The sequence below is a fragment of the Providencia sp. PROV024 genome, assembly GCF_032709665.1.
In the GTDB taxonomy this organism is placed as follows: domain Bacteria; phylum Pseudomonadota; class Gammaproteobacteria; order Enterobacterales; family Enterobacteriaceae; genus Providencia; species Providencia huashanensis.
In genome coordinates, this window is the sequence record NZ_CP120545.1 from 741,086 (window position 1) to 753,475 (window position 12,390).

The window sequence follows — 12,390 nt, forward strand, 5'->3', positions numbered from 1 at the left end:
TTGTTGGCTTTCTAACCTTAATGACTGAATTAAGGCGTCATCATAAACACTTTTGAATTCTGCCCTAAGTATTGACGAGATAAACGATTAATATCCTTAACCGTGAGTTGATGAATAATACTTTGCTGTTGGTTTAAACGCTGGTATTGCCCATCATCAGCGGCAATCTGTGCCAGAGCTTCGGTCCAATAACTTGAACTATCAGTGACTTGTGCATTTTCTGTCAGCCAAATATTTTTTGCTTCGGTTAACTCTTTTTCACTCACACCGGTTTGACGAATTTGCCCAATCGTTTTTTGGGCAATTTGCGTCATTTCCTCAGCACGTTCTGGAGAGGTGGTGAAATTCAAGCGAGCAAGGTAATAAGGCTGTGGTTTTTTCGCTAACATTTGTGAAAAACCGAGCGCATAGATACCACTGGCTTTTTCTCTTAACTCACCACGTAAACGCTGACTAACAATCGTATCAATCAGTTGTATTGCAAGTTGGTCTTGCTGTGACCACATCGCAGGTGAGGCGAATTGAATGCTGACCATGCTTTTATCACTACTACTGATGGGATAAGTTTTATTAAAACTGGCCATTTTTGGCATGATGCCTTGGTCACGAGATTTTAGTTTTTGGTCGCTCGCAGGGAGAGACGCTAACCACTTTTCTAATATTGGTTTGAGGTCACGACTGTTTATGGCCCCTGAGATAACCAACGTCATATCTGCTGTAGAGGTCACTAGTTGGCGGTTGGTTTTTTGTAACTGTTGCGCCGTAAATTGTTGCCAGCTTCCTTGTGGTTTGATGACTAATAGTTCGCCGTGGTGATAGCTTTCTTGATTAATATTATCGAGGAAAGTACGTTCTACGGGGGTTTTGGATAGGTTCAATATTAAGGATTGTTTTTGTTGTTCTAATTTCTCACCGCTAAATTGCGGTGCGGTTAATTTTAAATGCAACAATTGCAATGCGGTTTCTAAGTTATCAGCTGGCGCTTTACCACGAAAACCGTGAGTCAGTAATTCACTATAAGGGCGCAGAGAAATTTGGTTTTGTTTAGCAAATAAAGCCAAATCACGAGCACTGTAGTTACCGTAGCCACTGCTTTCTGGCAGCTTCAACGCCCAATCAGTTAACCCCGAAGTTTGAGCCGTTTCTAAAGAACGCCCTCCCGGAAGCTGCAAATTAAACTGAATATCATCTTTCAGGTTTTTATCTGCCTTAACAATTACCTGAATGCCATTGCTTAATGTCCAATGTTCTGTTTTTTCAACGGGCAGCTTAGATTGCTCAACAATATCACCTTTGGGAACTTGAGGTAGCTGTAATTGAATCGCTTTGGAGCGCAACGTAAATGGTCCTGGTGTGCTTTGGCGTATTTTAACCCATTGCTGATTAAATGCCGATTTGTCCATTGTCGTGGCATCAGTATCGGGGCCAATTAATGCTAAACGCGGGGAGGCAGTTTGTAGGAACTTAGCGACATGTTGTTGTAAGTCCTGCGGTTTGACAGATTTTATCAACTGGTAGCTGTTATCTAACTGCTGGCGTTTATTCCACATTGGCATGTCGTATTCAAGTGCCGTTGTCAGTTGCCCTGCTATATATTCATTGCTATAACGTTGCTCTGAAGCCGCTTGCAGGCTGAATTTTTTCAGCATGGCTTGTTTGGCCGTTTCCAGTTCTTCAGGAGTTACAGGCTCCGTGGCTAAGCGCTGCAATTCAGTGAATAACAGTTGGGTTGCCCCGATGTAATCGTTACCCTTTGGATGAATAATCATCAACTGTTGAAGGCGTCGGTTATCCAGCATCGACCCTTGCTCATTGATACTAATGGAGGGCAAGATGCCATTATCGACTATGACGGAAAAGCGTTGATTTAAAATGGCTAACCAGAGGTTATCTAGTAAATCTTCGGATTGTCCTAAGCGCGTATTTAGCGGTGCGCTGACATCCTTTTGTAACGCAAATTGCACATAACGCGCCCCTTGCTCTTTATCAAACACCCCTTGCACTAACATATTGGTTGAATGGGCGAATTGTTTCCATTGTGGGTTATCTTCTGCCACTTTTTCGGGTTTAGGGAGTGCAAATAAATTATCAACCTGATTGCGTATTGATGAACTATTAAAATCACCAATAATTAATAGCGACATTCGTTGAGGTTGATACCATGTTTGATAATAGTTTTTCGCTTGCTCAATCGGGGCATTGCGTACGATATCTAATGAACCAATGGGGTTGCGTTCAGCGTAACGGCTACCGTGGTAACGTAATTTTTCTAAACTATCGTTGATGCGATAGCCCATTCCTTGGCGTAAACGCCATTCTTCGATAATCACTGGACGTTCTTTTTCAAAAGCATCTTGGTCAAATGTCATATTTGACGCCCAATCTGCCATTACTTGTAAGCCAATGGCAACTTGTGCTGTCGAGGCTTCTGGTAGTGATAATTTATATAGCGTGGAATTTAAACTGGTGATCGCATTAACATGACTACCAAGTTTTAACCCTTGGTGCTCAAGCTGCTTGAAACCGGTCGTGCCCGGGAAGTGTTTGGTGCCTTTAAAGGCCATATGTTCAGTAAAGTGCGCAAGGCCAAGCTGCTGTTCATTTTCTTGTAATGAGCCACTGCCGACTAATAAACGCAGCTCAACGCCCGGTTGATTACGTTGTAGAAGGTAAACTTGCAGTCCATTCTCAAGCTGATAGTGCTGAAGGTCATTGCGCACTGGTAAGCGGTTGTTTGAGGTTGGGGTGGTGGATACACAACCGATAACCGTTAGGCTGGCTATTATGGTGAGGGCTATTTTATGAAGCATATTCAGGTGTTCCTGTATTCAAAAGGTCTTTACTCACAGGTTCGGTGAGATGCAGTTGTTGTTCTGCAAACTGAGCAACAAAGCTTTGATGGCTTACTAAGACAATGGCACTGTCATGCAACTCTGCTTTTAATAGGGCGATTAGCTCTAAAGCACTGTTGTCATCAAGGGCCGAGGTTGTTTCATCTAATAAAAGTAGTTTTGGTCGGTTGAGCAATAAACGCGCAAACATAATCCGCTGTTGTTCCCCACCAGATAAACGGTTATTCCAATCGGTTTCGAGTGCTAGTTGATGATGCAGTTTTTCTAAGCCAACTAAAGTTAACGCATATTGAAAATCTTGCTGACTGAATTGAGATGTCGTTTTAGGGTAAGCCAGTAGGTTATCCAAACGACTTATGGGCAGATAAAGGCGCTGTGGAACCCACATAACTTGCTCTGTTCGGGTAATGGTACCGTTAAAAAATGGCCAATGTCCGCTAAGTGTACGTAATAAAGTCGATTTACCAATACCGGAACGGCCACTAATCAAGGTTAATTCGCCTTGCTTGGCAGTTATATTCACAGAATTAATTAAGCAGCGGTTGTCTGCGGTAGAAACTGATAATTTAGCCTGCAGTGGTGGCGATTTTTCGTCGAGAGTCACTATAGCCTTGTTATCGTTTTCCAATAAAACAACAAAATTATATAAACGGGAGACCGTTGCCTGCCATGCTGCGATTTCTTTATAGGCAAAAATAAACCAACCGAGTGAAGTGGCAACACTGGTAAACGCTTGGCGTAGCTGCATTAAGCCACCCAACATAATTTCACCCGCAAGGAATTTAGGAAGAGCGAGTAATACAGGTGCTAAAGCGGTGACTTGTTGGTAACCAACAGTGTAGAAAGATAAGTTTCGTTCGCAGCGGATCAGGCGGTTCCAGTTACTAATAATTTCACCAAAGCGCCCCATCAGTTCTTTTCTATCTTGGGTCTCACCACGTTGCCCTGCGATGGCATCGCCATGTTGGCGACAATTAATTAATGCACTACGGTAATCGGCTTCACGGCGTTGTTTATCCATATGTAAACGGCGTAGTGGAAAACCAATCCATTGAGTAAGCGCGATACCAATTAGGGTATAAATAATACATGCCCAGAACATATAGCCGGGTAGGGTCCAGTCGCTATCGGCAAAATTAAACGATAGGCTGCCAGACAATGTCCAAAGAATCGCAGCAAATGAAATCAGCGTTAACATTGAGTGGAGGAATGTCACCACTAAATTTAATGTTGATTCAATCAGTAAACGAATATCTTCGGCGATACGTTGGTCTGGGTTATCGGGCTCTTGGGATGTTAGTCTTAGTAGGTAGTGTTTACTGTTCGGTGACAACCAACGGCTAAGTACTTGCTCGGTCATGCCTTTGCGCCAACGGATAATTAACATTTGCTTTAGGTAGTTACCCATCACGACGACAAAAATTAGTCCACTGACTAAGATCACGAAGTATTGCAATAAACCATACAGCGCTTGGCCGTCGAGTTTTTGTAGGGCGTTATAAAAGTCCCCATTCCACATATTCATTTTGACGTTGAACCAAACTGAGGACAGTGTGAGCCCAAGTGAGGCAAACAGGAGTATCCAGCACAAAAGGGCAGCACGCTGCCCCCAAAAAGGTTTAACTAAATAGAAAAATTGTTTCAGTGTCTTCATGACGTTTTATTCATTTGTTGTTTTAATTTAATGATTAATATTGTGTTAATTGCTCACATTGCAGCTATGACTTAAAAATCATAATTCACTTGTAACCAGAATTGACGACCCGGCTCATAGGCTTTAATGACACGGTTATCGTATGTAAAACGATCTGATATATTTCTATTATTCAATACGTTGTTGACTTCAACTGAAACGCCAAAACCGTAAGCGAAGTCAGGTTTCCAGCCTAGACGAGTATCCCATGTGTATTTACTTGCGAAGTGTTGTTTGGTGTATTTACGAACTTGACCATATTCAGGGTCAAAATCGTACGCATTGTCATAGCGAACGGCTTGAGAGCGAGATCCCCACCATTGCAGCCGGTTGTACCAAGTGACGTCGTAGTCATCCCAAACACTGGTCATCTCTAGATTAAGTTTAATTGGTGAGTTAAAACTGGTAGACGGTAATTTTGATGCATCGATAATTTTGCCGTTGTAAGAGACTTTATCGAGGTTAACGCGATTGCTAGGGTCATATGAGCTGTAACCCGCATCTTTTGGCGTATTACTTTCTGTTTGCTGCCATGTGAAAGACGCTGTCATAACATGAGACGCATCAGCCCATTCCCAAGGTTGGCTATTATTAACGGAAAGGGTTACGGTGTCGTGTGAGCTGCGACCGCCATTATCAAAAGTACGGATACTGCGTGTATTTGGATCTCGGGGATTGTCATACTTGGTACGGTTTCTGACTTCATCATAACCTTCACGATGCACATATTGTAAACGCCATGTGGTGGATAAAATATCTTGTTGTAATGCAAGAGTAAGTTCATCGTTATACGGTGTTTTTAATGACTCCAGCCCCTCATAATCTTTTTGGTTATCCCAATCATTTTTGTTTGGATTTAGAGAACAAGCCATTGATTCGCTATATGCCATACAGTTTTGCATACCGTCATTCTGTGCACCATATAGCGCATAAGTCAGCATTGAGCGGCCATAATAACGGTTAGCCCCCGCAATAATTTGGGTTTTGCCATCCCCAAAGACATCGTAGATCCCACTTAAACGAGGAGCAATATTGGTACGGTTTACAAAATCATCACGATCGAGACGAACTCCAGGACGTAGCGTTAATTTGCCATATTGAATACTGTCATCAAGAAAAATGGCATAGTTGGTATAATCTGCAGAATATGAGCCTTGGCGGAAACGCGTTATGTTGCTAAGGTACCCTGAGTACATGTTGTCTAGCCCAATCTCTCCGGTATAGGTATAACGGAAATAATCACGATCTCGGACATAAGTCCCTTTGGTATAATTCGCCTCAGCCCCTAAAGTGGAAGTATGAGTTAAACCTAAAGCATCTTCTTTAGGATCAAAGCGCATCACGGTTTTTAAGCCGTGAGTTTTTTGTTTTGATTCCAAGTCTCCTAAACCGCCACTGTTTTGTTCAACCATGTTCCAGTTGTCATCGAATGCACGTATTGTTAGAGAGTATTTTTGATCATTTTTACGATCATCTTTCAGGTCTTGTGTACTTGCGGTAACTTCAAGCTGGCCGAGGTCAAATTTTTGTTTGTACACAGCAGTGAAGCCAAGCCCATCATGGGTTGAGTCATATCCTGAATTGGCAATCGTTGATGAAAAGAGGCGGCTATCGTAATTAGCATAATTGGCAGACAAATCTAATGAACTCTTCTCTGATAAATCTATCGAATATTTTAAAAAGTAGTTATCAGAGATACGGCGCTGGTTTTTTTTACCGTAAAAACCGTCAAAAGGTACGATTTGGTTATTTTCAAGCACATAAGCTTCACCACCAACGACAGTCATTGGAATAGTAGAACTACGGCGAGAGGCAGAAAATACGATACCTGAATTATCGGTTACACCCGCTTCAAACCAGCCACCAAAGTCACTTTTATCATAGCGATTTTGGAAACGAGCAGGATTGGATGTGTCATTTTTTGATGTATCAATACCTTGAGTGGAATCGTGGAAAAGGTTGTTCCAACCGGAGCGGGTTAAGCGATAATACGCGTGAGCGCTATTTTCCCCTTGCCAGCGGCGGCTATTTACTTCTACCGTTCCCCCCGTAAATCCACCAAATTCGACAGGAATGTTATTGTCATACACCGTCATACTGTCGATAAGACGGCTATCGATGTAGATCCCTTGGTCGCTACTGCTCAAACGGGTTGAGGTTTCACCAAGACCATTGTCCGCGGGGTCAAAATCGTTGTTAAAGCTTACTCCATCAAGGCGATAGGCGTTTTGGTAGCTGCTTGAGCCGTGGATTGAGATACGGGAAGGTTTGATTTCCCCTTGGTTCATTGAATTACTGTCATTGTTGGCAAATTGCACTGCTGGATTAGTCTTCATTAAATCGGTGATATTGCCATCGCCCGTATTTTTTTGGCTAATTTCTTCAGAAGTCACATATTGCGGTGCTGACATAACATCGGTCGCAGGGTGGTTTTGTATCACACCAGACACTTGGGTTTCCGGTAAAACCAATGTGCCTTGGTTTAAATTCTGCTGGTGGATAACAAAAACACCATTTTCATTGACAAGTTCTAAGCCGCTACCGATAAGTATTTTTTGTAATGCGGTTTGTGCGGAGTAGTTGCCCGATAATGCAGGTGCTCGTAGGCCATTAAGTTGGCTCTTATCATATAGCAACTGGATTTGCCCTTGGCGGCTAATTTCAGCAACAGACTTAGCAAGGGGTTGCTCTGGCAAAGAGAAGGTAAGTTCTTGCGCAGAAGCTGATTGACAAACAATGGCACTACTCACTGCGACAGCAAGAGCGAGCGGCCTTAACCGGCTTTGAGTAAACTGAATTGACATAGATATCCCTTATTCTTAAGCTGCACAAAAAGTGTGCGAAAAATGCGTCATTAAAAGAATGACTACTTAAGAAGAGGGTGAAATGAGAATTATCCTCACCTGCAAATGAAAATATTTTTCATTTATTTTTTTTATTCTGAATAATCAATATGTTATTTTTATCTTGATACACGACTTGTACGGGTAATAATGATGGGAGAGCTTGAAAGAACTGTTCAGGGTGGCGCAAATTAATACGACCAGAGATTTTACTCTTGGCTAAACTTGCTGGCGAAAGCTCGACATGGGCTGACGAATAGCCACTTAATTCATCAAGTACCTCAGATAGCGGTTTATCGACAAATACTAATTCACCAAAACGCCAGCGGGCAACTTCTAACGCGTCAATATGTTGGCGCGTAATTTGGCTATTTGGCGTAGGGCTAACGGCGCTATCCCCCGCCAGTAAAAAAATAGGCTGGCCATTGTCAGTATTTTCAAAGCTGACAATGCCTTGGCTAACATTCACTGAAACTTGCTGTGCGACTTTATTGACTTCAAATTCAGTGCCAACGACTTGAATGCGTCTTTTATCCGCTTGGATAATGAATGGGCGGTAAGGGTTTGATTTTACTTTAAAATAAACGTTTCCCTTTTCAAGTAAAATATTACGGACTGGGGTTTCGTAGGCCACATGAATACGGGTATTACGGTTAAGAAATAACTGGGAGCCATCTGGTAATGTGACTTCTTTAGGGGCGTCTGTAGCGACTAAAGTTATGTTATTAAGTAACATTGAAGGCAGGTGGCTGTAGGGTAAGAATAGAACAGCAGCAATAAAAAAAGCCGCTAAGGTATTCCCCAAAGGGCGCCAAAGGCGAAAAAAGGGGCGTTTTTTCTCTGTAAATTCGACACTGGCAGGGCGGGGGAGCATGTCAAACTCCCGCCAAACAGCGGCAATCGCATCATAAGCTTTGGCATGTTCAGACGAAGCCGCGAGCCATTGCTTAAATTGCTCGGTTTCAAGTGCGCTGATGCGTTGGCTGTGCATGCGAGTAAACCACAGCGCCGCTTCCTCATCAATACGGTTTGCATCATCTGATGTTTGCAAAGAATTATGTGTCATTACGGGTTATTGCCCTGATTATCAAGGTGTTTTTTACAATGAACTAGTGCTGCCGCAATATGTTTTTCCACCATACTGATTGAAATTTCCATTCGCTCAGCAATCTCACTTTGAGATAACCCATCAAAACGATAAAGTAAAAAAGCTTCTCGTCGGCGAGGGGGTAATGTTTCGAGAGCGTCACTTAACAGCTGGATACGTTGCTGATGTTCCAGAATTTCACTGGGATCAGCTTGCCTTTGTTCAAGATTGAATTCATGTATGACTTCATCAATGGGGGTTTCTGATGTCGTTTGACGTTGGTTGCGTCGCCAGTGATCAATTAAAACATGATTAGCAATTTTAAACAGGTAAGCTCGGCTCTCTTTTACTGGTGTTTTTTCTTTGCGATTAAGCCATAGTGTAAACACATCCTGTGATAAATCATCAGCATCATTGCTGTTATCTAGCCGATTGCGGAAAAAGCGCACAAGCTGGCTATATGTTGACTGATATGCTCCGCTAATTTTGCGGGCAAGGGATTTATCAATAGTCATTTTGCTGGTGTTAATATCATAAAATGCACAAACAAGGAGTGGGGACCGATGAATTGTGCTGATTAATAATCTGCTCAGATTACTTTTGTAATTAAATCAATGGGTTATTTTTCAGACTGTGTTTTTACTAATAATAATGAATATCATTTTTGTTTGTATTATGCCTATAATTAACAAAAAATAAAGTCGTGAGGCAGAATATGAGCAGTATGACGGGCAAGTTCGAGCGCCCGATTTTCCGTCCACTGGGCGGTTTGTTTTTAAGTTGTCTTTTCCATGGAACACTGGCAGTCATTTTCATCGGATGGTTTACTACTTCAATCCCGAAAACAGGGGTATTACCACCTGCAATTTCACTACAACTCGGGGTATACCAGTTAGAGCAGCAGGCTGAGCCTGAGGTTAACCATGCGCCAAAGCAGCAAGTCACAACGCATGAAGAAGTCTTGCCTGAGGTAGTTGAAAAAACGGAAAAATTACCAGAAACTGCCATCGTAGATAATGGGACGTTAACCAAAGTTAGTGAGAAAAAGCGCCCACCGAAAAAGAAAACAGTACAAGAGAAAAAAGTGCTTGAAGAGGTTCCTACTGCAGATCAAGAGTCTACAGTAACCTCTGCTCCCGCGTCGGGGAGTGAAGCGAGTAGTCGGGCAAATTTTTCCAGTAATGCCTCTGCTGCACTAAGCGGTCACCAAGGCTGGCAGAGTGAAGTCCATCAGCGTATTGCAAAGTCAAAACGTTACCCACGTGCGGCCCTGCGTTTCCGTTCAACTGGGGTTTCTCAGGTAAAAGTGGTTGTGGACAGTAAAGGTGAGGTTATTACTGCCAGTTTATTTAATTCATCGGGAACTAAAATATTGGACAAAGAAGCCTTAGCTACAATTTCACGTGCAGCACCTTTCCCTATGCCACCAGAAACACTGTTGGTGGATGGGCGAGTCGAATTTGTTGCACCAATCGTGTTTGATACTACTTCGATTTAAAATTAACAGTTATTTATCGGCCTGAGGAGGCTTGCTTTTGGGGGCAGGCCGCTTTGGACGGTATGGCCTAGGTTCTTTTTTTCGTCTCAGACGGGCTGGTTTAGGTTTTATTGTTGTTTTGCTAGTAAGGTCATCAGGTTCGTTTTCTTCAGGGTTATCTTCAGTATTTACCACTAATGGCGGCGGCTGTTTGTGGCCTTTCTTTTTCTTTAAACGCAATAATGTATTGGCTAAAACAAAACCGATACATAAAGCGAACAGAATAAAAATCCTTAATACATTCGTACTGTTATCTGCTTGCTGAATTTCAGCAGAAAGTAACTCGGTATCGATAGTTAAACGCAAATAGCCCTTTGGCTCTTTTGCCCCTTGGATTGGTACAACTAATTGATATTGAAAGTTTTGTAGTGATGAATTGCCATCGATAGCTAGCCGTTCTTTTACGGTGGCAGGTTCGCCGACTTGTGTCACAAGAACGCCATTGGCAGTGTAGATGCTGGCATCTAAAATATACTTATCTTTTGCAATGTTATTTAAATTGGCATTAATTCGGTCTAAATTAAAATCTTTGCTGCCGGGGACAATATAATCGGATAAGCTGAAAGCGACTTGTTCTGCGAGCACGTAGGTCAATTGTTTAAACTGTTCAATTCGGTTTTGGTTTTGGCTATTACCCAAATATGAAACACCATGCATAAGTAAGGTTACCAGCGCAATGCAGATAACAATAATGACTGTTTTATGTAGCCTAAAAGTTTGTTTCATTTGGTTAGTTGATGCTCTTTGTCAGTATATCCGTCATACTTCAGGTTATCGTATTGTTAGCGGCACTTCACTACCTAAAATGAGTGATTTAAGGTATAAATTGCAGCGGTATATAAGATTTAAATAGTATACATAGTTAATCGGCGCAAAAACTAAGGCGTTGGCGTTAAGTATAGTGGCTTCGTTCGGCTACTCGCAACTCATCATTAAAATAAAGATTACATCGATTACAGGAGCTAATTTTCATGTCAACGAGTTTGACCTATTGTTATTTACCCGACGAGATCCAAAAATGGCCCGGTTTGCCACTTTCTTTGAGTGGTGAAGAAGTGATGCCTCTGGATTACCGTGCAGGTGACAGTGGGTGGCTACTATATGGCCGTGGATTAGATAAAGCTAGGATCAGTAATTTCCAACAGCGATTAGGGATCGCGATTGTGATTGTGTCCTCATGGCGTATTGATGATTACCAAGTTGTCAGAATCGCTGGGAGTATTACCCCTAGGATTAAAAAGCTCGCTGATGAATGTTTATTAGATGTGGTACCGCTAGGGCAAATTCCACGTTTGCGTTCACCAGGTCTGTTATTGATGGATATGGACTCAACTGCCATTCAAATTGAATGTATTGATGAAATTGCTCGTTTAGCCGGTGTTGGTGAGCAAGTCGCAGAGGTGACAGAGCGTGCAATGCAAGGGGAGCTAGATTTTACCGAAAGCTTGCGCGCACGCGTTAGCTTACTAGAAGGTGCAGATGCGTCAATTCTTGACCAAGTATTGGAAACATTGCCTTTGATGCCAGGGTTGACTAATTTGGTGCGTAAACTTCAAGCCATGAATTGGCATATTGCGATAGCTTCTGGTGGGTTCACTTTCTTTGCTAATGATTTGCAGCAGCGGTTAAAACTCGCAGCCGCAGTTGCTAACCAGCTCGAAGTTAAAAATGGCAAACTGACTGGTAAAGTCAAAGGGCCAATAGTCGATGCAAAATATAAAGCCCAAACGTTGGTCAAACTAGCTGAAAAACTGGAAATACCTATCGAACAAACAGTGGCAATCGGCGACGGGGCAAATGACTTGAAGATGATCCGTAAAGCAGGGCTGGGTATTGCATATCATGCGAAACCAAAGGTGTATGCAAGGGCGAAGGTGGCTATTCGTCACGCGGATCTCATGGGGGTGATGTGTGTGTTGAGCGGGGGCTTGAAGCACGAGGAACGCTAAATATTCGTTATATTTCGTGCTGTGGCGGTGTTGGCTGCACTCGGCTGCTTGGGTCACATACTTTTGTATGCTCCCCAAGACATCCTCTTTTGCCGCCTAGCCACAACCCGAACTATTTTGAATATTGGTATCGATATTTTATGGTTTGCGCTGTGGCGGTGTTGGCTGCACTCGGCTGCTTGGGTCACATACTTTTGTATGCTCCCCAAGACATCCTCTTTTGCCGCCTAGCCACAACCCGAACTATTTTGAATATTGGTATCGATATTTTATGGTTTGCGCTGTGGCGGTGTTGGCTGCACTCGGCTGCTTGGGTCACATACTTTTGTATGCTCCCCAAGACATCCTCTTTTGCCGCCTAGCCACAACCCGAACTATTTTGAATATTGATATCGATATTTTATGGTTTGTGAGATAGCAATAATCTAA

Annotated in this window: 8 protein-coding genes; 2 read left to right on the forward strand and 6 right to left on the reverse strand. The window is 42.6% G+C overall.

The genetic code is table 11. The features are described from left to right. Nucleotides 1-29: 29 nt before the first annotated feature. The 5 genes from P3L56_RS03210 to P3L56_RS03230 all read right to left on the reverse strand — a co-directional run bounded on the left by P3L56_RS03210 (nt 30) and on the right by P3L56_RS03230 (nt 8,990). Nucleotides 30-2,810 carry a M16 family metallopeptidase gene (locus tag P3L56_RS03210; protein ID WP_210790472.1) on the reverse strand — a complete coding sequence of 927 codons (2,781 nt, stop codon included), beginning with the start codon at nt 2,808-2,810 and terminating at the stop codon, nt 30-32. Beyond that, a complete protein-coding gene (locus P3L56_RS03215) occupies nt 2,800-4,506 on the reverse strand; it encodes an ABC transporter ATP-binding protein/permease (RefSeq protein ID WP_129466882.1) in 1,707 nt (568 codons plus the stop codon). Before P3L56_RS03215 ends, P3L56_RS03210 begins: the two co-directional genes overlap by 11 nt. Before the next feature lie 71 nt (nt 4,507-4,577). Further along, complete coding sequence (locus P3L56_RS03220) at nt 4,578-7,349, reverse strand: secretin and TonB N-terminal domain-containing protein (RefSeq protein ID WP_198861136.1); 2,772 nt, start codon at nt 7,347-7,349, stop codon at nt 4,578-4,580. A gap of 118 nt (nt 7,350-7,467) precedes the next feature. After that, nucleotides 7,468-8,454, reverse strand: a complete 987-nt coding sequence (locus P3L56_RS03225; protein WP_272686200.1) for a FecR family protein — start codon at nt 8,452-8,454, stop codon at nt 7,468-7,470. Further along, a complete protein-coding gene (locus P3L56_RS03230) occupies nt 8,454-8,990 on the reverse strand; it encodes an RNA polymerase sigma factor (RefSeq protein WP_048608459.1) in 537 nt (178 codons plus the stop codon). The genes P3L56_RS03225 and P3L56_RS03230 overlap by 1 nt, the downstream gene beginning before the upstream one ends. A gap of 200 nt (nt 8,991-9,190) precedes the next feature. On the opposite strand from P3L56_RS03230, the gene P3L56_RS03235 reads away from it, so the two are divergent. Beyond that, nucleotides 9,191-9,973, forward strand: a complete 783-nt coding sequence (locus P3L56_RS03235) for an energy transducer TonB (protein ID WP_042847012.1) — start codon at nt 9,191-9,193, stop codon at nt 9,971-9,973. Between the two features lie 9 nt (nt 9,974-9,982). Here the strand turns inward: P3L56_RS03235 and P3L56_RS03240 are convergent, their stop codons facing one another. Next, nucleotides 9,983-10,738: an AhpA/YtjB family protein gene (locus P3L56_RS03240; RefSeq protein WP_042847011.1), complete on the reverse strand. Its 756-nt coding sequence runs from the start codon at nt 10,736-10,738 to the stop codon at nt 9,983-9,985. A gap of 245 nt (nt 10,739-10,983) precedes the next feature. On the opposite strand from P3L56_RS03240, the gene serB reads away from it, so the two are divergent. Continuing rightward, nucleotides 10,984-11,961: a phosphoserine phosphatase gene (gene serB, locus P3L56_RS03245; protein WP_042847010.1), complete on the forward strand. Its 978-nt coding sequence runs from the start codon at nt 10,984-10,986 to the stop codon at nt 11,959-11,961. Nucleotides 11,962-12,390: the final 429 nt, after the last annotated feature.